We start from the raw sequence: 25,998 nt of genomic DNA, 5'->3' as shown, positions 1-25,998 counted from the left end.
GCGCCCAGGATAGCTTAGGTCGGACCTACTAATAGGTTTGACCCATCGATAGGTCGGACCTAAGTTTAGGTCATGCCCAACTTCCGCTTGCTGTCCGTGCACGCCCATCCCGATGACGAGTCCAGCAAGGGCGCGGCCACGCTGGCGCACTACGCGAGCCTCGGCGTGGAGATCCTGGTGGTCACCTGCACCGGCGGCGAACGCGGCGACGTGCTGAACCCGGCGCTGGACCGCCCCGAGGTGCGCGCCGACCTGCCGGCGATCCGGCGACGGGAGATGGCCGAGGCCGCCCGGATCCTGGGCGTCCGCCAGCACTTCCTCGGCTTCCCCGACTCCGGCCTGCCCGCCAACGGCGAAGAACTCCCCCGAGACTGCTTCGCCACCCGCCCCCTCACCGAGATCACCGCGGCTCTGGTCCGCCAGATCCGCGCGTTCCGCCCCCACGTCGTGCTCACCTACGACGAGACCGGCGGCTACCCGCACCCCGACCACCTGCGCACCCACGAGGTCACCCTCGCCGCGATGGCCGCCGCACCCGATGCGACCCAGTACCCGGAAGCCGGACCCCCTTGGCAGCCCAGCAAGCTCTACTACCACGCCGGACTCAGCCGAGCCTGGTTCCAGGCCCTGCACGAGGCCATCCTCGCCAGCGGCCGGGACTCGGCGATGGGCGAGGTGCTCGCCGAACTCCCGCCCGACCCACCGCACCCGATCACCACCAAGATCCACTGCCCCGAGCACTTCGCCACCAGGGACCGGGCCCTGCGCGCGCACGCCACCCAGTCCGACCCCGCCCACCCGTTCTTCGCCCACCCCAGGGACCTGGAACGCGAGGTCTGGCCCACCGAGGACTACCACCTGGCCTGGTCCAGAGTGCCGACGACCATCCCGGAGTCGGACCTGTTCGCCGGACTACGGGCCTGAGTCATGGGTAGCGTGGCTACATGCTCACTATCGAGGTCACCGAGACGATCGGCTGCACCCCGGACGAACTGCTCGAGTTCGTCATGGACGCCCGGCGCTACGCCGAGGTCGACCGCAAGATCCGCCCCGTGGTGTGGATGCGCCGCGACGGCGACCTGACCGAGTTCGCCTTCCGGTCCCGCCTCGCCGGCCTGCCGGTGCCGCCCACCGTGTCCCAGATGCGCCGCACCCCCGGCGAACGGGTCGACGTCCGCCTGGCATCCGCCCCCGCCAACCGGCTGACCCGGCTGTTCTCGGATTTCGACGCGAGCTTCGTGTGCACCCCGGTCGATGGCGGGACCCGGCTGACGCGGACGCTGAACTTCCACTTCCGGCCGTGGCTGCGCTGGCTGGAACCGGTGCTGCGCCGCAAGGTGACCGGGGAGGTGGCGGAGGAGGTCCGGCTGGCGAAGCGGTACCTGGAGGGCAGGGTTTAGCCGGGCGCGGGGGCGCGGTGCAGGGCGAGGACGCAGGGGCGGTCGAAGCCGGCGCGGTCGATGTGCAGGGTGAAGCGGGTGGTGCCGAGGGCCAGGACGGCGGTTGGCACCGCGGGGTCGGGGGCGGGGCGAGCGGAGTCGGCGGGCGTGCCGGTCGGCTGGGCTGAAGCGGTGGTGGGCCGGACGGAAGTGGCGGTCGGGTGAGCTGGGCCGGCGGTGGGCTGGGCAGGAACGGTAGTCGGCCAAGGGAGGCCGGCAGTGGGCCGAACGAGAGCGGCGGTCGCATGGGCGGGCTCGGCACCGGGCCGAACGAGAGCGGCGGTCGCCTGGGCGGGCTCGGCACCGGGCCGCGCGGAAGTGGCGGTCGGCTGGGCGGGCTCGGCACCGGGCCGCGCGGAAGTGGCGATTGGGTGAGCTGAAGCGGCGGTGGGCTGGGCGGAAGTGGCGGTCGGCTGAGCCGGGGTGGTGGTGGGCTGGGTGGGCTCGGTACCGGGCCGCGCGGGAGCGGTGGCGGACCGGGTGGCAGCAGCAGTCGAGCGGACGGCGAGGCCTTCGACGGTCAGCACTTCGACCGGCACCCCGGGCGCGGCGGCCAGCTCAGCGGCCGGCCACTTTGGGCGGGGCGTCACGGGGCACAGCTGCGCGGCGAAGGCGAGCTCGTCGTAGTCGGTCATCGCCTCGGCGACCGCGGTGGCCACGTCCTCGATCGGGTTTCCCCTGCGCAGCAACGGGACTACCACCAGCGCGGTCGCCGCCAGCACCCCCGCTCCCGCCAGCAGCCAGAGCTTGCGGGGCGGGGACGGGGGTGCGGCCACGGGGTGGAGTGGACCGTGGGCGGGCCGGGAGGGGTCCCGCTACTTCTTCCGGAGCAGGAAGACGCGGATCTCCCGGTCGCCCGCGCGTTCGGCGTAGGTGTCGTAGGCGGGCCAGACCTTGACGATCTCGGACCAGACCTTGGCGCGCTCCTCGCCGGTGACCAGGCGGCCGGTCACCGGGAACTGCTTGGCGCGCAGGGTGATCTGCGCGTCGGGGTTCGCCAGCAGGTTCGCCGACCAGGCCGGGTGCTGCTGCTGGCCCCAGTTCGAGCCGGTGACGATGAACTCCTCGCCGTAGGGCACGAACAGCAGCGGCACCGACCTCGGCTGACCGCTCTTGCGGCCGGTGGTGGTCAGCAGCAGCGCGGGCAGGCCGAGCAGCTCGGACACGCTGATCTTGCCCTTGGTGCGCTGCTGGATCTTGACGTCCAGGGGGACCAGCTTGCGGCCGAGCTTGGCGAACCACTCCTGGCGGCCGAGTTTGACCGTCAGGTTGCGAACAAGATTCATGTTTAGACCTTATTACCCCTCCGCGCGGGCGAGCGAGACCCCGAACCTACCGGCCGGGTCGGTCCACCATTTGCGCAGGTCGAAGCCTGTCGCGGCGAGCTCGCGGCGGACACCGGACTGGCGGAACTTGGCCGAGACCTCAGTGCGCAGCTCCTCCCCCGCGTCGAACTTGACCTCCAGGCCCAGTTCCTCGACCCGCACACTCATCGCCTTGGTGGCGCGCAGCCGCATCTCGATCCACTCCCAGTCCTCGTCCCACACCGCGACGTGCTCGAAGGCCTCCACCTCGAAGTCCGCCGCCAGCTCCCGGTTGAGCACCCGCAGCACGTTGCGGTTGAACTCCGCGGTCACGCCCTGGCTGTCGTCGTAGGCCCGCACCAGCGTGTCCGGGTCCTTGACCAGGTCGGTGCCCAGCAGCAGCCACTCCCCCGGCTTGAGGGTGGCGCGGACGCCGGCGAAGAACTCGGCGCGTTCGGCGGGCAGCAGGTTGCCGATGGTGCCGCCCAGGAAGGCGACCAGCCGCCTGCCTCCGACCGGGAGCTGGTCCAGGTGGCGGGTGAAGTCGCCGACCACGCCGCGGATCTCCAAGCCGGGGTAGTCCTCGGTCAGCGCCTGGGTGGACTGGACCAGGGCGGCGGCGGAGACGTCCAGCGGGATGAACCGGCGCAGGGAACCATTGGCGCGCAAGGCGTCCAGCAGCAGTCTGGTCTTGGCCGAGGAGCCGGAGCCGAGCTCGACCATGGTCTCCGCGCCGGTGGTGGCGGCGATCTCGTCCGCGACCGCGGTCAGCACCTCGCGTTCGGCCCCTGTCGGGTAGTACTCGGGCAGCTCGGTGATCTGCTCGAACAGCTCGCTGCCGCGTTCGTCGTAGAACCACTTGGGCGGCAACGTTTTCGGGTTGGCGGTCAGTCCACTGAGGACATCGGCGCGCAGCGCGGTGGCCGCGTCGTTCTCGGTCAGGTGGATGTCGAGCACGGGCAGGGTCATCGAAGATCCTCTAGGGGAGTCGTGTCCAGAGTGGACGGAGTGGCTACCACCAGGTGCCGGTCGGGAACCGGCTGCCAGTCGCGCTCATCAGAGGGTTCCGAGGCGACGATCACGGAACTTCCCGTGTGGCGCACGGACAGCGAATGCCACCAGGTGGTGGCCACGATGCTCGTGCCATCGGTCAGCAGGAGGTTGAGCCTGGAGTCCGGGGCGGCCTCCGCCACCGTCCGGACCAGGTCGGCGACCGCGGCCGCGGCGGGTTCGCCCGCGCGCAGCCGGTTGCGCAGCACGGCCCACAGCAGGGCCGAGTCGGTCGCGGCGTCCAGGGTCATCAGGTCGGTCACCGGCAGCGCCCCGGCCAGCGCGGCCAGTGAGTGCGGCCAGCCGGTGACCCGGCCGTTGTGGCTGAACAGCCAGCGCCCGTCGGCGAACGGGGCACTGGCGGTCTCGGTCACCGGCATGCCGACGGTGGCCGAGCGCACCGCTGCCAGCACCGCACCAGAGGACACCGCACCCGCCCAGGACGCGAACGCAGTGTCCGTCCACAGTGGACGGTCACTGCGGTGCCGGACCGGGTCGGCGCCGGGCGTGGGGTACCAGCCGACGCCGTAGCCGTCGGCGTTGACCGTGCCGCCGCCGCGCATGTCCGCGGGCGCCCAGGACTGCCGCAGCAGCGAGTGCGGCGGGGTCAGCACCAGGTCGACCAAGGGCATGGCGGGGCCAAGGTAAGCCAGATGGCGGCACACGCCTAGCGGTCCACTTCCCCTTGGCGGACATCGCGTGCGCACCTGAACCCGCTGAAGATCTGTCTGCGGATCGGGTGGTCCCAGTTGCGGAAGGTGCCGCGCACCGCGACCTGGTCGGTGCCGAAGCTGCCGCCGCGCAGCATCTTGTAGTCACCGCCGAAGAAGACCTCGGAGTACTCCTGGTAGGGGAAGGCGGCGAAACCGGGATAGGGCCGGAAGTCGCTGTCCACCCACTCCCAGACATCGCCGATCAGCTGCCGCACGCCCAGCGGGGAGGCCCCGTCCGGATAGGACCCGGCGGGCGCGGGCCGCAGGTGCCGCTGGCCGAGGTTGGCGTGCTCGGGCCCGGGATCCTCATCGCCCCAGGGATAGCGGCGGGAGCGGCCGGTGGCCGGGTCGAAGCGGGCCGCCTTCTCCCACTCCGGCTCGGTCGGCAGCCGCTTGCCCGCCCAGGTGGCATATGCCTTGGCCTCGTGGAAACTGACGTGCACCACCGGTTCGTTGTCCGGCAACGTCTCCAGCACGCCGAAGCGGCGGCGCAGCCAGCCGTGGTGGCCGTCGGCGCGCCAGAACAGCGGGGCGGAGAGGCCGGCGCGCTGGCGGTGTGCCCAGCCCGCCTCGGTCCACCAACGCTGGTCCTCGTAGCCGCCGTCGGCGATGAACTCGCGGTAGGCGCCGTTGGTGACCGGGGTGGTGTCCAGGAAGAACGGGTCCACGTGCACGGTGTGCGCCGGTCGTTCGTTGTCCAGCGCCCACGCCTCGGTGGAGGTGCCCATCTCGAAGCGGCCGCCCGGGATGAGCACCTCGGCGGGTAGTTTGTCCACATCGGACGGTGGGTCCGGTGGTGGCGGGGCGTGCAGGGCGGCCGCGCCGACGCGGAGCTGGTGGGTGGCCAGCATGGTCTCGTCGTGCTGCTGCTCGTGCTGGGCGATCATGCCGAAGGCGAACGCGCCGTCGAGGAGCCGCCCGCCCTCCAGCGGGGAGGTGTCCAGCACGTCCAGGACCTTCTCCCGGACCTCGCGCACATAGGTCCGGGCCTCGCGCGGGTTGAGCAGCGGGAGCTCCGGGCGGCCCGCGCGCGGGTGTTTGAAGGCGTCGTAGAGCTCGTCGATGTCGGAGCGGACCGGCTCGCGGCCGCCGACGTCGCGGACCAGCCAGAGCTCTTCCTGGTTGCCGATGTGCGCCAGGTCCCAGATCAGCGGGGACATCAGTTTTGAGTGCTGCTTTACCAGGTCGGACTCGTCGACGGCGTTGGTCAGGGTGGTGCTGCGGGCGCGGGCGCGCTGTAACGCCTCGCCGACGGATCCGCGTAGCTTCTCGATGGGCAGCTCAGTCGGGTTGATGGTCATGCCAGCTCCTCGGCGGCGCCGACCGGAGCACGGCCGGCCAACAGGTATCCCACTGTCTCCTCGACCAGCGCCGCGGTGGCGGCTGGCAGCCCGAGCTCGGGCAACGCGCGCAGCGCCAGGTCGAAGACCTGTGGCGCCACCATGGCCAGCACCGGATCGGTCAGCCCGTGCCGTGCCGCCTCGTGCCAGCGGTCGGCGGCCGCGCTGACCGCGTCCAGCGCGCTGTCCACTGTGGACTCGCGGTGGAACAGGGCGAGCAGCAGCGCCACCGGGACCACCCATTCGCCGGTCGGCTGGGTGTCCAGGTAGCGGATCTCGAGATACCCGCGCGGGCGGACCGGCGGGAACATGGTGGTGAGGTGGTAGTCCAGGTCGTCGGTGGTCGGACGGCGGTCCAGCGCGCCGTCGGCCCACGCGCCGAAGGTCAGGCCCGGCGGGGCGTCCCAGCAGGTTCCCGGACGCCGCAGGCAGATCACCGGCGTGTCCATCACCCGCCGCGCCCAGTCGCCGCCGGGGTCCTCGCTGACCTCGCCCGCGCGGGTGCGGTTGGGGTCGGTGCCGAACAGGGCGCGCATCCGGGCCGAGGCCCAGCCGGTGCGGCGCCCGGCGAACTCGGCGGAGTTGGCGAAGGCCGCCAGCATCAGCGGTCCCAGCGCGTGTGCGGTGGCCCAGCGGGTGGCGACCCGGCCGGGTTCACCCGCGTCCACGCACACCTGGAGTCCGGCGGTGCTGCACATCATGGTCCGGCCGTCCGGGCCACGCCGGTTGAACGCGGACTCCATCGCCGCGTAGCGCGGGACCTGGAGCAGGCGGTTCGGTAGCCGGTGCGCGTCGATGCCGTGCTTGCCCAGCCGGAGACCGGCCGAGCGGAGGAGTTCGACGAGGTAGGCGATGTCGGCGGTGGCCACGGGCAGCAGGCCCGCCAGGCTCGGCGCCGGTTGGGTGGAGATCTCGACCTGGCCACCGGGTTCGACGGTGATCAGGGAGCCGTTCGGGAGCGGGTGGTGCGGGCTGTCCGGCGCCAGGAGGGGCGGCGCGTGGGTGCCCAGAGCGTTACGGAGCGTGTCGGTGGTGAGTGGGCGGCGAGGGTGGTCCGTGTGGTGCACGGTCCATTCCAGCTCGACGCCGACGAGGGCGGGTGGGCCGGTTTTGAAGCAGACAGAAGCGACATATGCCTCTGCTTCCGCTCGGTCGTGGAGCGGTTGGGCTTGCGGTTCGGCGAACGTTGTTGTATCGGACGACAGCACTTTTGATCACCCCTTGTGATCGACCGACATCCGAAGCTACACGGCGAAGGTGAACCTCGCACTCCGTCGTTCTGGTTGCCGGCCGGGGGCGCTGGGGTGTCGCTGGGGCGCGGTGGATTTCTTGATTTGGTATGGGGCCCCTAGGCCATCCCTGATTGGGCTGAAGGGGCAGGCTGGTGAGGCCTGCCCAATCGCTGGGCTAGCTTATGGGATGGCCTCCCCCCAAACAAAATCAAGAAATCCACCGCCACGCTGTTGGTTGTGTTGCGCTGACGATTTTGGCGGTTCGCTGTTCGTGTTTCTACCTGCGGCTTTACTTCGTTCTTGGTTCCGGCCTTGGGGCGAGGCTTTCCGGATGCGAAATTGGTGTTGCCGCTGCCAGGGCGGGGTGAAGTTCCTCGCCCCGGCAGCGGTTTTCGGTCAATTGTGGGTCAGCCTGCCTTGGCGTTGGAGCGGCCGCGCAGGACGGTGTTGGCGGTGCTGTTGGCCTTGATCGCGGACTCGATCTGGGCCATGGAGGAGGTTGCCGTCAGGCCGGGGATGGTTGTGGTGTTCTGGGCGTACAGGGTGAAGGTGTAGGGGTTGGTGTTGCCGCCGGGGCAGGGGCCGAAGAACTTCTGGGTGTTGGCGCCGCTGCCCATGGCCTTCTGCTTGGCGCCGCCCTGGCCGGGGACGGCGAAGCCCGCTGGGAGGTTGTCCGGCAGGCCCAGGGTGGCGGCTGGGATGTCCCAGATCGCCCAGTGGAGTTTGTTGCCGTTGTTGACCCGGTCGGCGAAGACGATCGCGTAGGCCTTGGCGCCGGTGGTGCCCGCGCCCCAGGACAGGGGCGGGCTGGGGTCCTGGCCGGCTACCTTGTCGCCGGCGCAGGTGTGGCGGGTGGGGATCATCGCGTTGTCGGCGAAGGCTGAGCTGGTCAGCTTGAAGTCGCCGGGCTGGGGGTCGCCGCCGGAGTACTGGACGTCGATGCGCAGGATGCGGTCGTTGCCCGCGGTGCCGTCCTTGTCGGTGCTGGTGGTCAGCCAGATGTCGCCCTGCTTGTCCACCTCGACCGTGCGCAGGCGGCCGTAGCTGCCCTGGAAGTAGACCTTCTGCTCGACCAGGTTGGCGTTGGCGTCGATGCGCATCCGGTAGATCCGCTCGCCCTTGGTGGTGGCGACGAAGACGTGGTCGTTGATGATGGTCAGGCCGCTGGGGCTGGCGGCGCTGGTGGACCAGGTCTTCTTCGGCGGGATGGTGCCCGCGCAGCCGGTGCCGTGGATGCTGGTGGTGCCTTCGCACTTGTCCCAGCCGTAGTTGCCGCCCTTGGTGATCAGGTTGACCTCGTCCTGCTGGGAGTTGCCGAACTCCGAGGCCCACAGCCTGCCCTGGGAGTCGAAGTCCAGGCCCTGCACGTTGCGGTGGCCGTAGCTCCAGATCGCCTTGCCGGGGAAGGGGTTGTCGGCGGGGATGGTGCCGTCGGGGTTCAGGCGCAGGATCTTGCCCGCGTTGTTGTTCAGGTTCTGCGCGTTCGGGCCGTTCTGCGCGTCGCCGGTGGAGACGAACAGGTACTTGCCGTCGGGGCTGAAGCGCAGCCTGCCGCCGTTGTGGAAGCGGCTCTTCGGGGTGCCGCCGAGCAGGGTCTGCCAGCCGGAGAGGGTGTTGCCGGTCAGCTTGGCCCGCACGAGCTGGTTGCCGGAGCTGGCCGTGTGGTAGATGTACACAAATCCGTCGGCAGCGAAGTTCGGGGAGATCTCCAGGCCCAGTGCGCCGCCCTCGCCGCCGGTGCTCTGCGCGCCGGGGATCTTGCCCAGCACCGTCTTCTGGCCGGACGGGGTGACGCGCAGGACGTTGAAGGTCTCCCGTTCGGTCACCAGCGCGGAGCCGTCGGGCAGGAAGCCCAGGCCCCAGGCCACGTCCACGCCGCCGGCGATCTGGCTCACCGCGCCCGGCTCTGGCACGCCGGTGCCGCCGCTGGTGCCCGTGGTCACCGTGATCGGGGCGGAGAGGTCCGAGCGGTTGCCCGCGGCGTCCCTGGCGCGGACCTGGAAGGTGTAGGCCTTGCCTGGCTGCAAGCCCGCCGCGGTGTGCGTGGTGGTGTTGCCGTCGGCGGTGCCGGTCTGCTCGCCGTCGGTGAGGATCTCGTAGCCGGTGACCTTCACGTTGTCGGTGGAGGCGGTCCAGGCCAGGTCGACGCTGGTGGCGGTCTTGCCTGGCGAGCGCAGCGCGCCGGGCACGGTGGGCTTCTCGTTGTCCGGCGGGGCCGCGTCGGTGCGCACCGGCACCGCGTTGGAGGCCGGGGAGACGTTGCCCGCGGCGTCCTTGGCGAAGACCGTCCAGTCGTAGAGGGTGTCCGGCTCCAGGTTCTCCACCGTGGCCGCCAGCACCGCGCCGACGCTCTTCATCAACTGGCCGTGCTGGTAGATGTCGTAGCCGGTGACGCCGACGTTGTCACTGGCCGCGTCCCAGGCCAGCGAGACCGAGGTGGCCGACTTGCCGGTGGCGCGCAGGTTCGGCGGCGCGCCGGGCGCCTGGGTGTCGCTGCTGTCCACGGTCAGCTTGTCCAGGTTCGGGCCGCCGTCGGCGGTCACCGCGGTGGCCCTGATCTTGTTCGCGCCCGCCTTCAGCGGGGCGGTGATGTTCTTGGTCGCCCAGGTGGTCCAGGCGCCGGTGCCGCCGAAGGCCAGGTCGTTGGCCACGGTCGCGCCGTCCACGGTGACATCCAGGGCCCGGTTGGCCGCGGTGCCGTTGGCGTAGCGCAGGGTGAGGGCGTGCGTGCCCTCGGCGGCCGCGTTGACCGTCCACTCGACGTAGCCGCCGGCCGCGTTGGCGTAGTTGACGAAACCACGTCCGGTGAACCCGGCGTGGTTGGACTCCACCACGCCCTGGGAGACGGTGGCGTCCTCGGCCTGGTAGTCGGTGGGCGCCGCGCTGGCGGCGGGAGCGGCGGAGACGGCGAAGGCGGCCAGCGCCACCGCGATGGAGGCCGCGGTCACACGTCGTGACCGGGCTGGACTCGTTGCCACGGTTACCTCACAGCTTGCGGAGAAGCGGTCGTCTGCAGGGGGCGGCGGAGGTGCGCGAGCTGGCGGACTCACCTGGGTACGACAAGACCAACTGGGAGAGTAAATAAAGTTTCCAATCCTGCGGCCGAATGACACCACCGCCCGGCGAGACTGTCAACGGCCGGACGGCGGGAAATGAAAGCGTTTGCGATCAGCGGCGGACTGTGAAGTACGTACGTACGGTTTGCACCGGCCCGGTGCGGACTGTCACGATCAGTCCGTGCCACGGGTAAGCCAGGACCACCTCGACGCGCGCCGCCGCCAGATCCTCGACGGCGCGCGGAGCTGCTTCGCCCGCTATGGCTACGAGGGTGCCACGGTCCGCCGCCTGGAGGAAGCCACCGCGTTGTCGCGCGGAGCCATCTTCCACCACTTCCGGGACAAGGAGTCGCTGTTCCTGGCCCTGGCCGAGGACGACGCGCTCCGGATGGCCCAGGTGGTCGCCGAGCAGGGCCTGGTGCAGGTGATGCGCGAGCTGCTCAAGCACGAGTCGCACGAGGGCGGCGAGCACCCCGCGGACTGGCTGGGCACCCGGCTGGAGGTATCCCGGCGGCTGCGCACCGACCCGGACTTCCGCAGCCGCTGGGCCGAGCGCTCCGAGGCGCTGACCGCGGCCACCCGTGCCCGCCTGCAACGGCAGCGCGAGGCCGGGAACCTGCGCGACGACGTGGACGTGCACGTGCTGACCGCGTTCCTGGAGCTGGTGCTGGAGGGCCTGGTCTCCCACCTGGCGATGGGGCTGCCGGCCGACGACCTGGACCCGGTGCTGGACCTGGTCGAGGAGACCGTCCGCAGGCACCGCCGCTCGACGCCGTAGCCGGGTCAGGAACCGGGGCTCGCGTCGGTGAGGAGCTCGCCGAGGGCGGCCCTGGTGCGGCGGACGTGCTGGCGGGCCAGTTCGGCGGCCAAACCGGCGTCGCGGTTGCGGATCGCGGTGACCAGGGCCTGGTGCTCGGCGATGCTGTCCGCGCCGCGGGCCGGGGCCACCGCGGCGAAGTAGAACCGGACCCGTTTGGCCAGGCCCTCGCGGATGCCGGCCAGCACCTCGTTGTGCGCGCAGGCCGCGATCGCGGCGTGGAAGTGCTCGTTGATACTGGGCAGGCGTTCCGGCTCCTCGCAGTCCAGCGCCTCCCTGCCCAGCGCGACCAGCTCGGTCAGCCTGGTCAGCTGCGGCTCGGTGCGGCGCAGCGCGGCCTTGGCCGAGATCTCGCCCTCCAGCACGGTCCTGGCCTCGAACAGGTCCACCACCTCCTGGGCGGACCAGGTGCGCACGCAGGCGCCCTCGCGCGGGCGCTGCTCGATCCAGCCCGCCACGTCCAGCGCGCGCAGCGTCTCCCGGACCGGGACCCGGCTGACCCCGAAGTGGCGGGCCAGCTCGTCGGCGTCCAGGCGCTGGCCCGGCGCCAGGGTGCCGTCCAGGATCGCCTCCTCCAGCAGGCGGTAGAGCTGGTTGCCCAAGGGGGTCGGCGCGCTGAGTCCGGGCAGCTCGGTTACCTTGGCCGTCGGCGATTTTTTGCGCGGCCTGGGCACGAGCGCCTCCTAGTTGCCATATCAACAATCCGCCACAAATACTGTAGCCAGTTCCGCCAGCCGCCAAACCGAGGAAGCGCATGCCCGACCAGCTAGACCAGGTCCAGCAGTCCCCACTCCGGCAGGCCCCGGTCACCCTGCTCGCCATCGGGCTGACCAGTGGTCTGCTTTCCGGCCTCTTCGGGGTCGGCGGCGGGGTGCTCATCGTGCCCGCTCTGGTGCTGCTGGCTGGTTTTGGCCAGAAACTCGCGCACGGCACCTCGCTGGCCGCGGTGGTGCCCATCTCGATCACCGGCGCCATCGGCTACGCCATGGAGGGCTCGGTCAACTGGGTGGTGGCCGCCCTGCTCGCGGCCGGGTCCATGGCGGGGGCGCTGATCGGCACCTGGCTGCTGCACGTGCTGCCGGTGCGCTGGCTGCGCTACGGCTTCGCCGCGCTGCTGCTGCTCACCGCGGTGCGACTGGGTTTCGAGACCCCGCACCGGCTGGCCGAGGCGGAGCTGGACGTCGGCGGCGCGGTGCTGATGCTGGCGCTGGGGCTGCTGGTGGGCACGCTGTCCGGGCTGTTCGGCGTCGGCGGCGGGATCATCATGGTGCCCGCCATGATCCTGCTCTTCGGCATCAGCGACGTGGTGGCCAAGGGCACCTCGCTGCTGGTGGTCATCCCGACCGGGATCACCGCCACCGTGCAGAACCTCAAGCGCGGCAACGCCGATCTGCGCTCGGCCACGCTGCTCGGGCTGGCCGGGGTGGTCTCGGCCTACGGCGGGGTGCGGCTGGCGCTGCTGCTGCCGCCCAGGGTGTCGGTGCTGCTGTTCGCCGCGCTGCTGGCCTTCACCGCCTACCGGATGGTGCGGACCAAGGACTGAAGGCCAGACCGACCGGCCTGGCCTCCAGCGGAAATCCGGCTCAGGGCTTGGGCAGCAGGCAGCCCGCGCGGTGCAGGTCGAACCGGTTGCCCGGCCCAAAACAGCCCACCAGCCAGTGCGTCTGGGTGGCGTAGCCGATGCCCTTGCGCACGGTGATCCGGCCGTCGCGGTCCATCTCGCACGGGTTGTTCGCCGTGCACTGCTCGCCTTCGCGGTTGCTGGTGTTGTTGATGGCCACGATCTCACCGCTGGCCGCGTCCACCACGGGCGAGCCGGAGGTGCCGGGGCCGGTCTTGCAGTCCGGGGAGTAGCGCACCACGTCCTTGGTGACGTAGCCGGTCTCCAGCACCCGGTAGGCGAGCTGGTCGATCTTGCAGGAGAAGATCTGCTGCCAGCTGCCGGAGACCACCCGGATGTCGGCGCCGCGGGCGGGTCGCTTGGCCGAGACGGTCAGCGGGCGGACGCCCTGCCTGGCCAGGTCGGCGTAGCTGTCGTGCAGCCGGTAGAGCGCGAGGTCGGTGCCGGTCATGGTGGCGTAGAGGGCGCGCGCGGCGTGCACCCCGGCGACCACCTTGCCGGAGGCGTCGAGCAGGTCGAACAGCCGGTGCGATGGCTGGTCCACCAGCACCTCGTCCGGCACCGGGCGACCGTGCTCGTAGCAGTGGCCGTTGGTCAGCACCAGGGCCTTGTCGTTGTCGCGGGAGCTGGGCATCCGCACCACGGAGCCGGAGCAGCCGTTGACGTTGACCGCGCCGGTGAAGTCCACGGTCGCGGCCTGGGCGCTGGGGGCGGCCAGGAGCAGGCCCGCGAGGGCAGCGCCGAGGGCAGGGAGAGTGCGCATGGGAGAGGTCCGTTCCTGGGTCAGCGGGTGCCGGGGCAGCTGCCCTCGGTGGTGCGGCCGGTGCGGAAGAAGTCGACGGCCTTGGCCGCGCAGGGGATCTTGGACAGCGAGCCGTGCGAGTCGTCCAGCACGGTCAGCAGCGCGCCGCCGACGGCGTTCCTGGTGGCCACGGTCCACGGGTAGGGCGTGCTGCCCTCGTCGAGGTGGCCCACGTGCTGCAGCGGGCTCTTGCCGCGCACCGGCTGCAGGGCCTGACCGGGCCACGGCCACTCGGCACACCACACGGTGAGGTTGCCGCCGCCGGTGGCCGGGTAACGCCGCTGCCGCTCCTCGTTGTTCGCCCAGATCGCGTCGAAGTCCCTGGCGCCGGTGCCCTGGTTGCACATCATCGCGTTGTACTGCAAGGCGTTCATGCCCTTGTGCGGGTCGCCGAGGCCGAAGGTCCGCTTCGTCAGCTGCTCCGGCGCCGGGGCGGGCGCGCCACCCTCCAGCGCCTTGGCCAGCTCGCTCGCGGCATGGCCGTAGCCCGCGGGGCTGGCGCTGAAGTGGCTGCTCGCCCACTCCGCGTCCAGCCGGGTCTCGCCGACCATGCGGGGGTTGCGGCCAAGCTCGGCGCGCAGGTCGAACAGGGTCTTGCGGACCGCGGCCCCGGTGCTGCCGAAGTGGTACTCCTGGTCGTGCTTGGCCAGCCAGGTGAGCAAGGCCGGGAACGCCGCCTCGGACTGCTTGTCGATGCTCTCGTCCATCCAGGTGTGGTCCTGGACCGGCGGCATGCCGGAGTCCAGCAGCATCTTGTCCACCCGGTCGTCGAACAGCGCGCGGAAGCGGGTGCCGATCAGGGTGCCGTAGGAGATGCCGTAGAAGCCGATCTTCTGCTCACCGAGCGCGACGCGGAAGGCGTCCACGTCGCGGGCGGCGTTGTCCGGGGTGAGCTGCCGGACGAACTCGGGATCCTTTGCCGCGCAGAGCTTGTTGAGCCCGGCCTCGTAGTCGAAGCTGTTCTTGGCGCGTTCCTTGGCGGTGGCGGTGGGCGGCAGCACTCCGGGATCGGGCGCCTGGCAGGAGATGGGCTCGCTGTAGCCGGCGCCTCTGGGATCCATGCCGACGAAGTCGTACTCGGTGTTGAGCCCGCTGATCCGCCGCTCGGTCATGTCGTGCGGACCGGTGAGGTTGCCGATGCCGGGACCGCCGGTGCTGAAGAAGATCGCGCCCTTGCGCTTGGCCGGACCGGTGGCCTTCACCCGGCTCACCGCGACCGTGGTCTTGCGGCCCTGTGGTTTCGCGTAGTCCAGCGGAACCGTCAGCTCCGCGCACTCGGTCTTGGTGTCGTCCTTGTACGGCCAGTCCTTCGCGACTTGGGCGCAGGGCTGCCAGTTGAGTCCCGGTGCCGCCTGGGCCGCGGGCGCGGGTAGCACGGCGACCGCGGCGGCCACCATCCCCAGGCGCAGGACCCTCGTTGTTGTGATCATGCCAGCACGCTAGGAACGCGTTGTCCGCGTTCCGTGCGCACGGTGTCACGGGTTCGTCACAGGCGGGTTCAGCCGCGCAGCACGGCGAGTGATGCGCACCACGGGACGCGTGTCCTCAGCCGCGGTACCAACCAAATGGCCCTATCCGCACCCGCCATCCGGCTGCTTGCCCAGGACGTGGAGTGACGACACAGTGGAACAAAGTTGTTCCAGATGGGGCAGGGGATGTCCACCACACCACGCGGTACCCGCACCCGGAGCCGGGTGCTCGACGCCGCCGCCCGCCTGCTGGCCAAGGACTCCGGCGCCAGCCTCGGTGAGATCGCGGCGGCCGCGGGCATCGGCCGCACCACCGTGCACCGGCATTTCCCGACCAGGGACGTGCTGTTGCAGGCGCTGGCCTTTGACGCGCTGGCCACCATCGCCGAGGGCCTGGCCGAGGTCGACATGACCGCCGAACCGCCGGAGCGCGCCCTCTCGCAGCTGGCCGCCGCGCTGCTGCCGATGGGGCCGAGGGTGTCCTGGCTGGCGAATGAGAGCGCGCTGGCCAGGGACCGCGAGGTGATGGCCGGGTTCGAGCGGCTGGCCGAGCCGCTGCGCGCGCTGGTGGCGCGGCAGCAGGCGAGCGGGCACTTCACGCCGAAGCTGTCGCCGAACTGGGTGGTGCAGGTGTTCGTGGCGGTGGTCTGCGCGGCCTGGGAGGCCGTGGACAACGGCGAGCTCGCGCCCAAGCAGGCGCCGGAACTGGTGGTGGAGACCGTGTTGAGAGGCATCGCCCGATGACCGTGCTGACACACCTGCGGGAACAGCTGACCTTCCTGACCCACCGCGCCCTGCTGTGGGGCGGCTCGGCGCTGGGCGACCCCGGCGCGCGGCTGGTCCGCCGCGGCACCGGCGACCCCTATCCGCTCTACGAGCAGATCCGCGCGGCAGGCCCGCTGGTGCGCAGCCGGTTCGGCTTCTGGGTGACCACCGAGCACGCGCTGGCCGCGCGGGTGTTCCGGGACGACCGCTTCGGCATGCGCCACCCCGACGCGCCCCCTGCCGTGCGCGCCGAGGACGAGCTGGTGCACCCCATCGAGGACTCGTTCCTGATGATGGACCCGCCGGCGCACACCCGGCTGCGCAGGCTGGCCGCGCCCTGGTTCACCTCGCGCGCGGTGGTCAAGCACACCGAGCGGATCGAGCAGACCGTGCGGGCCAGCCTGGAGGAGTTCGGCGGCGAGGTCGACCTGATCCCGGCCTTCGCCAACCGGGTGCCGGTGCAGGTGATCTGCGACCTGCTCGGCGTGCCCACGCCGGAGCACGAGCGCTTCCGCGGCTGGGCGAACCGGATAGCGCCGGCCTTCGACGGGGTGCACTCCGTCGGGGAGCACGAGCGGCTGCGCCAGGTGATGGCCGAGCTGCAGGAGTTCTTCACCGAGCTGATCGCCTTCCGCCGCCGCCACCCGGCCGAGGACATCCTCAGTGGACTGGTGCACGCCAAGGTGGACGGGGAGCCGCTGAGCAACCGGGAGCTGCTGGCCACCAGCGGACTGCTGCTGCTGGCCGGTTTCGGCACCACGGTGAACCTGATCGGCAAGGGCGCGCTGGCGCTGCTGACCCACCCGGAGGCGCTGGACCGGCTGCGCCACGATCCCGGTCTGGCCGGGGCGGTGGTGGAGGAGACGCTGCGCTACGACCCGCCGGTGCACCTGACCGAGCGCTTCGCCAGGACCGAGGTGGAGCTGGGCGGACAGCGGATCCGGCGCGGTGAGCAGGTGGTGCTCTCACTGGCCGGGGCGAACCGGGACCCCGCGGTGTTCGCGGACCCGGCGAAGTTCGACCCGGCCCGGCCCAACGCCAGGGAGCACCTGGCCTTCTCCGGCGGCATCCACTTCTGCGTCGGCGCGGCACTGGCCCGCCTGGAAGGCACGATCGCGCTGCGCGAGCTGTTCCAGCGGCACCCCGGCCTGGAGCTGGCCGGGCCGCCACAACGCGGCGACGGCCGGACGCTGCCGATGCTGACCAGCCTGCCGACGCGCTGCCCGCGCCGGGCGGCCAGTTCGGCGGCCTGACCCGGTGCGGGCAGCGGGGTGCGTCAGTTGACGCCGTGCATCAGCCGCTTCACGCGGTTGGCGCCGATCCACAGGCAGACCGCGAGCAGGATCGCCGCGCCGCCGAGCAGACCGAAGTAGGCCAGCTCGGACATGGTGGTGGACAGCGGCGCGATCTGGCCCGCGATGCCGTTGCCGGCGGCGGTGGCCAGGAACCACAGGCCCATCATCTGCGAGGCGAAGGCGGCCGGGGCCAGCTTCGTGGTGGCGGACAGGCCCACCGGGGACAGGCACAGCTCGCCGACGGTCTGCACCGCGAAGACCAGCAGCAGCCACAGCGCGCCGACCTTCTCGCCGCTGAGCCCGGCCACCGCGAGGATGCCGAAGGACGCGCCGACCAGTACCAGCGCGACGGCGAACTTGCGCGGGGTGGTCGGCTGCCGGGTGCCCATGCGCAGCCACAGCGCGGCCACCAGCGGGGCCAGCAGCACGATGAAGGCCGGGTTGACCGACTGGAACCACGGCGCCGGGAACTCCCAGCCGAAGATGTTGCGGTCCACCCGCTCCTCGGCGTAGATGTTGAGCACCGTGCCGGCCTGCTCGAAGATCATCCAGAACAGGGTGGCGCCGATGAACAGCGGGATGTAGGCCTTGACCCGGTCCCGCTCCACGTCGGTGGTCTTGCCGCTGCGCAGCATGAACACGAAGTAGCCCGCGGGCAGCAGGATGGACAGCAGGCTGATCAGGTCGACCACGCCGCCCACGGCCAGCCAGCCCAGGGAGATGGCGGCCACGATCGCCAGCACCACCGCGATCACGATGCCGACCAACCGACCGATGATCTTGGCGCGGTGGTCGTCCGGCAGCGGGTTGGTCGGGCGCAGACCGGCCTCGCCGAGGTTCTTGCGGGTGAGCACGTACTGCAGCAGGCCGAAGAACATGCCGACCGCGGCCGCGCCGAAGCCCACGTGGTAGCCCCACTGGGCGGCCAGGAAGCCGCACAGCAGCGGCGCGATGCCGCCACCGATGTTGATCGACATGTAGAAGATGGTGAACCCGGCGTCGCGGCGCGGGTCGTCCTCGGCGTAGAGGCGGCCGACGATGCTGGAGATGTTCGGCTTGAGCAGGCTGGTGCCGAGCACGATGAGCACCAGACCGAGGTAGGTCGTGGACGCCCCGGCCGGGATGGCCATGCTGATGTGCCCGAACATGATCAGGATGCCGCCGTAGAGCAGCGCCTTCTGCGCGCCGAGCAGCCGGTCGGCGATCCAGCCACCGGGCAGGGACCCCATGTACACCGCGGCGGCGTACACCGAGCCGACCGCGATCGCGGTCTCCTTGGGAATGCCCAGGCCGCCCTCACTCACGGCCTTGTAGAGGTAGATGACCAGCAGCGCCTTCATCCCGTAGTAGGAGAACCGCTCCCACATCTCGGTGAAGAAGAGGCTGGACAGCCCTCGTGGTTGGCCGAAGAAGCCGCGTTGCGGCGCCGCTTCGTTGACGGTCGCGCTCACGGTGAGGTCCCTCCTGATGTCACACCGCCCGGGTCAACCGGACCTGTCAAGGGCGAAAGAGTACGCGCGTCCGATTTCGCCCGACAACGGCCCGTGTTTCACCGAATTGAGGGACACTAAAGACCCTGGTGACACGGGTCTCATTCACCGGTAAAAGGTTTGGTCGGCACCGGTGCCAGATTTGAGCGGTTCAGCCCGCCGTCAGTCCAGGCAGCACCAGTTCCCGGTGCGCCGCGACCACCCTGGCGAACACCTCATCCGGATCCGCCGCCCAGACCTCCTCGTGAAAGACCTCCACCTCGGCCACCCCGGCATAACCGGCCGCGGCCACGCACCGCCCCAGATATCCGAAGTCGATATGCCCCTGTCCCGGAATCCCGCGCCCGGCCAGCACATCCGCCGGCAATGGCGTGATCCAGTCGCATACCTGGTACAGCGCGATCCGCTCCCCCGCCCGCGCGATCTGCGCCTCGACCTCCGGGTCCCACCACACGTGCACGGTGTCCACCACCACCCGCACCGCCGGGCTCCCGATCGCCTCCACCATGTCCAGCGCCTGTTTCAGCGTGGACAGCACGCCTCGGTCCGCGCAGAACACCGGGTGCATGGGCTCCAGGGCCAGCACGACATCCCGTTCCGCGGCGTACGGGGCTAGTTCGGCCACCGCGTCCGCCACCCGGGTCCGAGCGGCCCGCAGGTCGCGGTCGAACAGGCCGCCGACGACCAGGACCAGGGACTGCGCGCCGAGCTCGGCGGCCTCGTCGATGGCGCGGCGGTTGTCGGCCAGGGCCTCGGACTGGTTCGCCGGGTTGGTGAGGAAACCGCCCCGGCACAGGGAGGAGACCTCGAGGCCGGACTCCCTGACCTCGCGGGCGGTCCGGGTCACGCCGTGGGTCTGCACCGGCTCACGCCACAGGCCCACCGCCGGGACCTCGTGGCGCCGGCAGGCCGCCAGCAGCTCCGGGACGGACAGGCTGCGCACGGTCATCTGGTTCATCGACAGGCGGTGCATCACAGGCCTCCGGCCGTGGCGAGCAGGGCGGTCCAGCGGTGCGCGGCCAGGTCGGGGTCGGGCAGCAGGCCGGTGCGGTCGGCCAGGCGCAGGACCTCGGCCAGGTGTGGCAGGGAGCGGGCGGACTGCGCGCCGCCGACCATGGCGAAGGCGGGCTGGTGGCCGGTCAGCCAGGCCAGGAAGGTCAGGCCGGTCTTGTAGTGGTAGGTGGGGGTGGCGAACAGGTGGCTGGACAGCGGGACCGTGGTGGCCAGCTGGGCGCGGAACCCCGCGGTGTCCCCGGAGTCCAAAAGGGACAGTGAGGCGGCCGCGATCGGCGCGATGCCGTCCAGGATGCCGAGCAGGGCGTCGCTGTGGCCCTGCTCGTCGCCGGCGATCAGCTCCGGGTAGTGGTAGTCGTCGCCGGTGTAGCAGCGCACGCCCTCGGGCAGCCTGCGGCGCAGGCCGATCTCGTGCCCGGCGTCCAGCAGCGAGACCTTGATCCCGTCCACCCTGGACCGGTGCGCGCAGATCAGGTCCAGGAAGTGCCCGGTGGCCTCGGGGACCTCCGTCGATCCCCAGTAGCCGGTCAGCGCGGGGTCGAAGGCGGGGCCGAGCCAGTGCAGGATCACCGGGCCGTCGGCCTGGCCCAGCACCCGGTCGTAGACCCGGTGGTAGTCCTCGGCCGAGCGCGCCGCGGCGGCCAGTGCCCTGCTGCACATCAGGATCGGCTGGACCTCGGCCTCGGCGGCCACCGCGAGCTGTTCGAGGTAGGCCTCGGCGACCTGGTCCAGGGTGGCCGGTCGGGTCAGCTGGTCGGTGCCCACCCCGGCGGCGATCCGGCCGCCGCAGGCGCGGGCCTCCTTGGCACTGCGGCGGATCAGCTCGGCCGCGGTCGGCCAGTCCAGGCCCATGCCGCGCTGGGCGGTGTCCATCGCCTCGGCCACGCCAAGGCCGTGCCGCCACAGGTGGTGCCGGTAGGCCAGGGTGCTGTCCCAGTCCAGGGCGGCCGGGGCGCCGGGGGTGTTGTCGGCGAAGGGGTCGGCGACCACGTGCGCGGCGGCCAGCACCTGCCGCGAGGTGGCCGCCCTGGCCGGCCGCGACCAGCGCCAGCCGCCGGTGTCGAGTGCGTGGCGGCGCAGGGTGCCGTCGGGCTGGGGCAGCAGGACCTCGGTCACGTCAGCTCCGGAACGCTCAGGCGGCGGCCCTCCGCCGAGGACCGCAGGCCCAGCTCGGCCAGCTGCACCCCTCGGGCGGCGGTGTGGAAGTTGTGCGGGTAGGCCGCGGCGGGCTCGGGATCGGCCAGGTGCCGCAGGAACTCCGTCCACTGCGCCTTGAACCCGTTGTCGAAGACGGTGTTGTCCGGCACCGGCTGCCACTGCGCGCGGAACTCCGACTCCACCGGCAGGTCCGGGTTCCACACCGGTTTCGGCGTGTGCGCGCGGTGCTGGGCCACGCACTCGCGCAGCCCGGCGACCGCGCTGCCCTGCACACCGTCCACCTGGAACTCGACCAGCTCGTCCCGCCGCACCCTGGTGCACCAGGAGGAGTTGACCTGCGCGATCACCCCGTCGCCGAGCTCGAAGATGGCGTAGGCGGCGTCGTCGGCGGTGGCTTCGTAGGGCCGGCCCTGTTCGTCCCACCGTTGCGGGACATGGGTGACCGCCCGCGCGGTGACCGCGGTGATCGGCCCGAACAGGCCCTCCAGCAGATAGCTCCAGTGCGCGAACATGTCCAGCACGATGCCGCCGCCGTCCTGCGCGCGGTAGTTCCAGCTGGGCCGCTGCGCCTGCTGCCAGTCGCCCTCGAACACCCAGTAGCCGAACTCGCCGCGCACGCTGAGCACCCGGCCGAAGAAGCCGCCGTCGATCAGCCGTCGCAGCTTCTGGATGCCGGGCAGGTACAGCTTGTCCGCGACCACCCCGTGCCGGATGCCCGCGGCCTCCGCGGCCCGCGCCAGCGCCAGCGCGGCCGGCACGTCCGGCGCGATCGGCTTCTCCGCGTAGACGTGCTTGCCCGCGGCGACCGCCCGGTGCACCGCCTCGGCCCGCGCGCTGGTCACCTGCGCGTCGAAGTAGACCTCGACCGCGGGGTCGGCGAGCACACCGTCCACATCGGTGCTCCAGTTCGGCAGGTCGTGCCGGTCGGCGATGTCCTTGAGCTTGGCCGGGTCCCTGCCCAGCAGGACGAGCTCCGGCAACAAGGTGTCCCCGTTCGGCAACCGGACGCCGCCCTCGGCGCGGATGGCCAGCAGGGATCGCACCAGGTGTTGCCGATATCCCATCCGCCCGGTAACCCCGTTGAGTGCGATCCCGATGGGGCGCACCGACATGTCGACCTCCCGTGAACTTCGGCGGCAGTCTGGAAAGCGCTTTCCAACACGCTACGGTCACCGGATCGCCACCGTCAAGGCGCGCGCCCGCTACTCTGCGTACCGCGAGTATGGAGGTAGACCAGTGACGCAACGGCAGGTCACGCTGGCCGAGGTGGCCAGACAGGCGAGCGTGTCCTTGGCGACCGCGTCCCGGGTGCTCAACGGCAGCACCCGGCAGGTGAGCACCGAGCTGCGCGACCGGGTGCTGACCACGGCGCGCGTCCTGGGTTATCTGCCCAACGCCTCCGCGCAGGCGCTGGCGCGCAACTCCAGCGTGCTGGTCGGCCTGGTGGTGCACGACATCGCCGACCCGTACTTCTCCTCCATCGCCGCCGGGGTGACCAGGGTGGCCGAGGAGAACGGGCTGATCGTGGTGCTCGGCACCACCAACCGCGACCCCGGCCGCGAACTGGCGCTGCTGTCCACCCTGCGCGCGCACCGGGCCAGGGCGATCGTGCTGGCCGGCACCAGGACCACCGACCGCAACACCACCGCGCAGCTGGCCGCCGAGGTGCAGGCCTTCACCGCCCAGGGCGGCAGGCTGGCCTGCGTGTCCCAGGCCAGGCTGCCCGCGGACACGGTGATCCCGGCCAACAAGCTGGGCGCCACCAAGCTGGCCCGCGCGCTCGTCGAGCAGGGCCACCGCCGCTTCGCCGTGCTGGCCGGGCCACCTGAGCTGGTCAGCGCCCGGGACCGGCTGGCGGGCTTCCGGGCCGGGCTGGCCGAGTCCGGCATCGAGCTGGGCGCCGAGGACGTGCTGCACGGCGGGTTCACCCGCGACGGCGGCTACGCGGCCGCCGAGCAGCTGCTGGCCAGGAAGACCCGGGCGACCTGCGTGTTCGCCGTCAACGACGTGATGGCGCTGGGCGCGATGGCCGCCTTCCGCGCGGCCGGGCTGACCATCCCGGCGGACATCTCGGTGGCCGGGTTCGACGACATCCCCACCCTGTCCGACCTGGTGCCCTCGCTGACCACGGTGCGGCTGCCGCTGGAGGAGATGGGCGAGCGCGCGGCCCGGCTGGCGCTGGATGAGGACCCGCCGCCGCAGGCCCGGTCGGTGCGGGTCAACGGCGAGGTCGTGCTGCGTGACTCCACGGCTCCGCCGCGCTGATGGTCCCACCAAGAGGGGACATGGGTCACAGCTTTGCCGCCGAACCGCGTTTGTCCAGCGCTTACACTGGGTACGATCCGCGCACGCGGATCCGATTCTGTGATCCATCCTGTTTGAGGAGTGAAGCACCCCGTGCCAGACGCGCGGTCCCCCGGAAACAGTAGCGAGCCGGGGGAAAGCCCCGGCTGTCATAGCAACCCGGACACCCGTCTCCTCGGAGGCCCGAGGTGACCGGAACGCTTTCCATCGTGCTCAGCCTGGTCGGCCTGGTGGTGCTGACCCTGGGCACCGGCCTGTTCGTGGCCGCTGAGTTCTCCCTGTCCGCGCTGGAGCGCAGCACTGTCGACGCGCACGCGCGTGATGTCGGCGACCGCAGGGCCAAACAGGTCCAGCACGCGCACCGGACGCTGTCCTTCCAGCTCTCCGGCGCCCAGCTGGGCATCAGCATCACCACCCTGGTCACCGGTTACCTGGCCGAACCGGCGCTGGCCCGGCTGTTCGGCCCGTTGCTGAGCTGGCTGGGGCTGCCCCAGTCGGCCTCGCTGGTGATCGCCCTGGCGCTGGCCGTGCTGATGGCCAACGTGCTGTCCATGGTCTTCGGCGAGCTGGTGCCCAAGAACCTGGCCATCGCCAGGCCGCTGCCCACCGCCCGCGCCACCGCGGGGCTACAGGCCGGGTTCTCCCGGACCTTCGGCTGGGTGATCACCGGGCTGAACGGGGCGGCGAACTGGATCGTGCGCATGTTCGGCGTCGAGCCGGTGGAGGAGCTGCGCTCGGCGCGGTCCCCGCACGAGCTGGGCTCGCTGGTGCGCACCAGCGCGGTGCGCGGCACCCTGGACAAGAGCACCGCCACCCTGCTGGACCGGTCGCTGCGCTTCGGCGACCGGCTGGCCGACGAGCTGATGACACCGAGGGTGCACGTGCAGGCGCTGCGCTCGGACGCCAGCGTGCTGGACCTGATTGAGCTGAGCCAGCGCACCGGGTTCTCCCGGTTCCCGGTGCACAGCGGCGACCTGGACGACGTGATCGGCGTGGTGCACGTGAAGCAGGCATTCGGCGTCCCGGTGGCGCAGCGCGACACCACCAGGGTCGCCTCGCTGGCCCGCCCGGTGCCGACGGTGCCGGACACCCTGGAGGGGGACGCGCTGCTGGACCGGTTGCGCGCCTCGGGCCTCCAGGTGGCGCTGGTGGTCGACGAGTACGGCGGCACCGCCGGGCTGGTCACCCTGGAGGACCTGGTGGAGGAGATCGTCGGGGACGTGCGCGACGAGCACGACCGCGGCGAGGTCAACCCGGTCCGCCCGCTGGGCAAGCAGAGCTGGATGGTCTCAGGTTTGCTGCGCGGCGACGAGGTGGCCGAGGCCACCGGTTTTGACCTGCCCGACGGCGACTACGAGACCATCGCCGGGTACGTGCTCTACCGGCTGGGCCGCATCCCGCAGGTGGGCGACGAGGTCCGGCACGACGGCTGGCGGCTGACCGTGATGCGGATGGACCGCAACCGGATCGCCGAGCTGCGGGTCACCCGCGTGCTGGAGCAGCCCGCCCCGACCGGCGCCGTGGTCGCGCCTGAGGGGGTGCGGGCATGAGCGGCGGAGTGGCCCTGCTGGTGTCGGTGCTGTTGCTGGCGCTCAACGCTTTCTTCGTGGGCGCGGAGTTCGCCCTGATCAGCGCCCGCCGGGACCGCCTGGAACTGCTCGCGGACGCCGGCTCGGCCGGGGCGCGCACGGTGATCGCGGCCAGCGAGCGGATCTCGCTGATGCTGGCCGGGGCGCAGCTGGGCATCACGCTGTGCTCGATCGCGCTGGGCGCCATCGCCAAGCCCGCGGTGGCCGCGCAGCTCAGCCCGCTGCTGGTGCCACTGGGCGTGCCGGAGGCGGTGGCCGACGTGCTGGCCTTCGTGGCCGCGGTGCTGATCGTGGTAATGCTGCACATCGTGCTCGGCGAGATGGTGCCGAAGAACATCGCCATCGCGGGCCCGGAACGCACCTCGCTGCGCATGGTGCCGGCGCTGGTGTTCTTCGTCCGGGTCGTCCGCCCGGTGATCAGCACGCTGAACTGGCTGGCCAACGGCGTGCTCCGGCTGCTCAAGGTGGAGCCGAAGGACGAGCTGGACAGCGCCTACACCCCCACCGAGCTGTCCGAGCTGATCGCCGAGTCCCGCCGCGAGGGCCTGCTCGACGACTCCGAACACCGCAGGCTCACCCAGACCCTGTCCTCGGCCCAGCGCACGGTGGCGGATGTCCTGGTCCCCCTGGACAAGCTGACCACGGTCCCGGAACAGCCCACGGTCGGCGACGTGCAACAAGCGGTGATCAGCACCGGCTACTCCAGGTTCCCGGTCCGCACCAGCACCGGCTCGGTCCGCGGCTACCTGCACGTCAAGGACGTCCTGGACCTGGCAGGCGCGGACCCGGCCACCCCGGTCCCCCGCAACCGCATCCGCGGCCTGCCGGAACTCCCCGCCGACGCCCGCCTGGACGAAGCGGTCGCCGCCCTGCGCCGAGCCCAAAGCCACCTGGCCGGCGCGGTAGCCGCCGACGGCACCATGCTCGGCGTAGTAGCCCTGGAAGACCTGGTAGAGGAGTACGTAGGCACAGTCCGAGACGCAACCCACGTCCCCAGCTAGCCACACGCGGACCAAGAACGGCCAACCCCCCGGCGAACACCTCCCGCTCCGCGCTCGCCGGAGGGTTGGCCGTTCTGGCACACGGGGGGATTTTGGCCGTCGCGGCACGGAGGGTTGGCCGTTGCGGAGGGGGTTGTGGCCGTGCTGGACGGAGCATTGGCCATGCCGGACGGAATGTCGGCCGAACTGGGACGGGGCGTTCGCCGACGTGGGGCGAGGCGTTGGCCAGCGTGGGACGGGGGGTTGGCCGACGAGGGGCAAGGCGTTGGCCAGCGTGGGACGGGGGGTTGGCCCGAGCGGCGTATCCAGCCCGCGGCCACGGCGCGCGGCTCATCACCTCGCGGAGACTTGTTGCGAAGAGGCGTGGCGCGCCAGCGACACGGCGGGCTCTTGACCAGGCGACGGGTTTGATTTTTTCGCGTCGTGTGTTCGTGACCTCGACACTCCGAAGCTTGCTTCGCGTGTGCCGGGGGGGGGGACAAAACAATAAGTTTCGGAAAAAAAACCCCCGCCCGGCGCGCCCAAGTTTGAGCCCCCAC

Annotated in this window: 23 protein-coding genes; 9 read left to right on the top strand and 14 right to left on the bottom strand. The window is 71.2% G+C overall.

Annotated elements, in window-relative coordinates; genetic code table 11:
- Nucleotides 1–72: 72 nt before the first annotated feature.
- On the top strand, nt 73–924 hold the full coding sequence (mca, locus tag ACWDY5_RS27390; RefSeq protein WP_449725031.1) for a mycothiol conjugate amidase Mca: 852 nt from the start codon (nt 73–75) through the stop codon (nt 922–924).
- A 20-nt stretch (nt 925–944) separates the two neighbouring features.
- Nucleotides 945–1,400 (top strand): SRPBCC family protein, encoded by a 456-nt coding sequence (locus ACWDY5_RS27385; protein ID WP_449725030.1) that lies wholly within the window; start codon nt 945–947, stop codon nt 1,398–1,400.
- Here ACWDY5_RS27385 and ACWDY5_RS27380 read toward each other — a convergent pair.
- From ACWDY5_RS27380 to ACWDY5_RS27350, 7 genes are all read right to left on the bottom strand, one after another.
- On the bottom strand, nt 1,397–2,215 hold the full coding sequence (locus ACWDY5_RS27380; protein WP_449725029.1) for a hypothetical protein: 819 nt from the start codon (nt 2,213–2,215) through the stop codon (nt 1,397–1,399). The two genes, ACWDY5_RS27385 and ACWDY5_RS27380, sit on opposite strands and share 4 nt — an antisense overlap.
- Nucleotides 2,216–2,254: 39 nt before the next feature.
- Nucleotides 2,255–2,725, bottom strand: a complete 471-nt coding sequence (locus tag ACWDY5_RS27375; RefSeq protein WP_449725028.1) for a nitroreductase family deazaflavin-dependent oxidoreductase — start codon at nt 2,723–2,725, stop codon at nt 2,255–2,257.
- Between the two features lie 12 nt (nt 2,726–2,737).
- Nucleotides 2,738–3,712 (bottom strand): L-histidine N(alpha)-methyltransferase, encoded by a 975-nt coding sequence (gene egtD, locus ACWDY5_RS27370; RefSeq protein ID WP_449725027.1) that lies wholly within the window; start codon nt 3,710–3,712, stop codon nt 2,738–2,740.
- The gene (egtC, locus tag ACWDY5_RS27365) at nt 3,709–4,458 is read right to left on the bottom strand and encodes an ergothioneine biosynthesis protein EgtC (RefSeq protein WP_449725026.1); all 750 of its coding nucleotides are present in this window, start codon (nt 4,456–4,458) and stop codon (nt 3,709–3,711) included. The genes egtD and egtC overlap by 4 nt, the downstream gene beginning before the upstream one ends.
- A 2-nt stretch (nt 4,459–4,460) precedes the next feature.
- Complete coding sequence (egtB, locus tag ACWDY5_RS27360; RefSeq protein ID WP_449725025.1) at nt 4,461–5,807, bottom strand: ergothioneine biosynthesis protein EgtB; 1,347 nt, start codon at nt 5,805–5,807, stop codon at nt 4,461–4,463.
- On the bottom strand, nt 5,804–7,051 hold the full coding sequence (egtA, locus tag ACWDY5_RS27355; RefSeq protein WP_449725094.1) for an ergothioneine biosynthesis glutamate--cysteine ligase EgtA: 1,248 nt from the start codon (nt 7,049–7,051) through the stop codon (nt 5,804–5,806). The genes egtB and egtA overlap by 4 nt, the downstream gene beginning before the upstream one ends.
- Before the next feature lie 434 nt (nt 7,052–7,485).
- Nucleotides 7,486–10,026, bottom strand: coding sequence for a PQQ-dependent sugar dehydrogenase (locus ACWDY5_RS27350; RefSeq protein ID WP_449725024.1), 2,541 nt, complete (start codon nt 10,024–10,026; stop codon nt 7,486–7,488).
- Nucleotides 10,027–10,315: 289 nt separating this feature from the next.
- Here ACWDY5_RS27350 and ACWDY5_RS27345 point away from each other — a divergent pair, with 289 nt between their 5' ends.
- A complete protein-coding gene (locus ACWDY5_RS27345; RefSeq protein WP_449725023.1) occupies nt 10,316–10,912 on the top strand; it encodes a TetR/AcrR family transcriptional regulator in 597 nt (198 codons plus the stop codon).
- A 5-nt stretch (nt 10,913–10,917) separates the two neighbouring features.
- Here ACWDY5_RS27345 and ACWDY5_RS27340 read toward each other — a convergent pair whose 3' ends face one another.
- Nucleotides 10,918–11,625: a GntR family transcriptional regulator gene (locus ACWDY5_RS27340; protein WP_449725022.1), complete on the bottom strand. Its 708-nt coding sequence runs from the start codon at nt 11,623–11,625 to the stop codon at nt 10,918–10,920.
- A gap of 80 nt (nt 11,626–11,705) precedes the next feature.
- On the opposite strand from ACWDY5_RS27340, the gene ACWDY5_RS27335 reads away from it, so the two are divergent.
- A complete protein-coding gene (locus tag ACWDY5_RS27335) occupies nt 11,706–12,494 on the top strand; it encodes a sulfite exporter TauE/SafE family protein (RefSeq protein WP_449725021.1) in 789 nt (262 codons plus the stop codon).
- Between the two features lie 40 nt (nt 12,495–12,534).
- Here the strand turns inward: ACWDY5_RS27335 and ACWDY5_RS27330 are convergent, their stop codons facing one another.
- Nucleotides 12,535–13,335 carry a S1 family peptidase gene (locus ACWDY5_RS27330; protein WP_449725020.1) on the bottom strand — a complete coding sequence of 267 codons (801 nt, stop codon included), beginning with the start codon at nt 13,333–13,335 and terminating at the stop codon, nt 12,535–12,537.
- Nucleotides 13,336–13,355: 20 nt separating this feature from the next.
- A complete protein-coding gene (locus tag ACWDY5_RS27325) occupies nt 13,356–14,804 on the bottom strand; it encodes an alpha/beta fold hydrolase (protein ID WP_449725019.1) in 1,449 nt (482 codons plus the stop codon).
- A gap of 225 nt (nt 14,805–15,029) precedes the next feature.
- Between ACWDY5_RS27325 and ACWDY5_RS27320 the strand changes: the two genes are divergently transcribed.
- Nucleotides 15,030–15,587, top strand: a complete 558-nt coding sequence (locus ACWDY5_RS27320; RefSeq protein WP_449725018.1) for a TetR/AcrR family transcriptional regulator — start codon at nt 15,030–15,032, stop codon at nt 15,585–15,587.
- A complete protein-coding gene (locus tag ACWDY5_RS27315; RefSeq protein WP_449725017.1) occupies nt 15,584–16,861 on the top strand; it encodes a cytochrome P450 in 1,278 nt (425 codons plus the stop codon). The genes ACWDY5_RS27320 and ACWDY5_RS27315 overlap by 4 nt, the downstream gene beginning before the upstream one ends.
- A gap of 23 nt (nt 16,862–16,884) precedes the next feature.
- Here ACWDY5_RS27315 and ACWDY5_RS27310 read toward each other — a convergent pair whose 3' ends face one another.
- From ACWDY5_RS27310 to ACWDY5_RS27295, 4 genes are all read right to left on the bottom strand, one after another.
- A complete protein-coding gene (locus ACWDY5_RS27310) occupies nt 16,885–18,354 on the bottom strand; it encodes a peptide MFS transporter (protein ID WP_449725016.1) in 1,470 nt (489 codons plus the stop codon).
- 190 nt (nt 18,355–18,544) lie between these two features.
- Nucleotides 18,545–19,366 carry a sugar phosphate isomerase/epimerase family protein gene (locus ACWDY5_RS27305; RefSeq protein WP_449725015.1) on the bottom strand — a complete coding sequence of 274 codons (822 nt, stop codon included), beginning with the start codon at nt 19,364–19,366 and terminating at the stop codon, nt 18,545–18,547.
- Complete coding sequence (locus tag ACWDY5_RS27300; RefSeq protein ID WP_449725014.1) at nt 19,366–20,523, bottom strand: dihydrodipicolinate synthase family protein; 1,158 nt, start codon at nt 20,521–20,523, stop codon at nt 19,366–19,368. Before ACWDY5_RS27300 ends, ACWDY5_RS27305 begins: the two co-directional genes overlap by 1 nt.
- Nucleotides 20,520–21,677: a Gfo/Idh/MocA family protein gene (locus ACWDY5_RS27295; RefSeq protein WP_449725013.1), complete on the bottom strand. Its 1,158-nt coding sequence runs from the start codon at nt 21,675–21,677 to the stop codon at nt 20,520–20,522. Before ACWDY5_RS27295 ends, ACWDY5_RS27300 begins: the two co-directional genes overlap by 4 nt.
- A 124-nt stretch (nt 21,678–21,801) precedes the next feature.
- On the opposite strand from ACWDY5_RS27295, the gene ACWDY5_RS27290 reads away from it, so the two are divergent.
- The 3 genes from ACWDY5_RS27290 (at nt 21,802) to ACWDY5_RS27280 (ending at nt 25,459) form a co-directional block, all read left to right on the top strand.
- The gene (locus tag ACWDY5_RS27290) at nt 21,802–22,830 is read left to right on the top strand and encodes a LacI family DNA-binding transcriptional regulator (protein ID WP_449725012.1); all 1,029 of its coding nucleotides are present in this window, start codon (nt 21,802–21,804) and stop codon (nt 22,828–22,830) included.
- A 227-nt stretch (nt 22,831–23,057) separates the two neighbouring features.
- Nucleotides 23,058–24,419 (top strand): hemolysin family protein, encoded by a 1,362-nt coding sequence (locus ACWDY5_RS27285; protein WP_449725011.1) that lies wholly within the window; start codon nt 23,058–23,060, stop codon nt 24,417–24,419.
- On the top strand, nt 24,416–25,459 hold the full coding sequence (locus ACWDY5_RS27280; protein ID WP_449725010.1) for a hemolysin family protein: 1,044 nt from the start codon (nt 24,416–24,418) through the stop codon (nt 25,457–25,459). Before ACWDY5_RS27285 ends, ACWDY5_RS27280 begins: the two co-directional genes overlap by 4 nt.
- Nucleotides 25,460–25,998: the final 539 nt, after the last annotated feature.

This window comes from Crossiella sp. NPDC003009 (genome assembly GCF_053591555.1).
The sequence above is the reverse complement of the archived record's forward strand: the minus strand, read 5'-3'. Positions and strand labels throughout refer to the sequence as shown.

Bases quoted from the DNA above. Each gene is read 5' to 3' on its own strand.
- mca (WP_449725031.1), top strand. From the start codon at position 73: ATGCCCAACTTCCGCTTGCTGTCCGTGCACGCCCATCCCGATGACGAG.
- ACWDY5_RS27385 (WP_449725030.1), top strand. From the start codon at position 945: ATGCTCACTATCGAGGTCACCGAGACGATCGGCTGCACCCCGGACGAA.
- ACWDY5_RS27375 (WP_449725028.1), bottom strand. From the start codon at position 2,725: ATGAATCTTGTTCGCAACCTGACGGTCAAACTCGGCCGCCAGGAGTGG.
- egtD (WP_449725027.1), bottom strand. From the start codon at position 3,712: ATGACCCTGCCCGTGCTCGACATCCACCTGACCGAGAACGACGCGGCC.
- egtB (WP_449725025.1), bottom strand. From the start codon at position 5,807: ATGACCATCAACCCGACTGAGCTGCCCATCGAGAAGCTACGCGGATCC.
- ACWDY5_RS27335 (WP_449725021.1), top strand. From the start codon at position 11,706: ATGCCCGACCAGCTAGACCAGGTCCAGCAGTCCCCACTCCGGCAGGCC.
- ACWDY5_RS27330 (WP_449725020.1), bottom strand. From the start codon at position 13,335: ATGCGCACTCTCCCTGCCCTCGGCGCTGCCCTCGCGGGCCTGCTCCTG.
- ACWDY5_RS27325 (WP_449725019.1), bottom strand. From the start codon at position 14,804: ATGATCACAACAACGAGGGTCCTGCGCCTGGGGATGGTGGCCGCCGCG.
- ACWDY5_RS27320 (WP_449725018.1), top strand. From the start codon at position 15,030: ATGTCCACCACACCACGCGGTACCCGCACCCGGAGCCGGGTGCTCGAC.
- ACWDY5_RS27315 (WP_449725017.1), top strand. From the start codon at position 15,584: ATGACCGTGCTGACACACCTGCGGGAACAGCTGACCTTCCTGACCCAC.
- ACWDY5_RS27305 (WP_449725015.1), bottom strand. From the start codon at position 19,366: ATGCACCGCCTGTCGATGAACCAGATGACCGTGCGCAGCCTGTCCGTC.
- ACWDY5_RS27295 (WP_449725013.1), bottom strand. From the start codon at position 21,677: ATGTCGGTGCGCCCCATCGGGATCGCACTCAACGGGGTTACCGGGCGG.
- ACWDY5_RS27280 (WP_449725010.1), top strand. From the start codon at position 24,416: ATGAGCGGCGGAGTGGCCCTGCTGGTGTCGGTGCTGTTGCTGGCGCTC.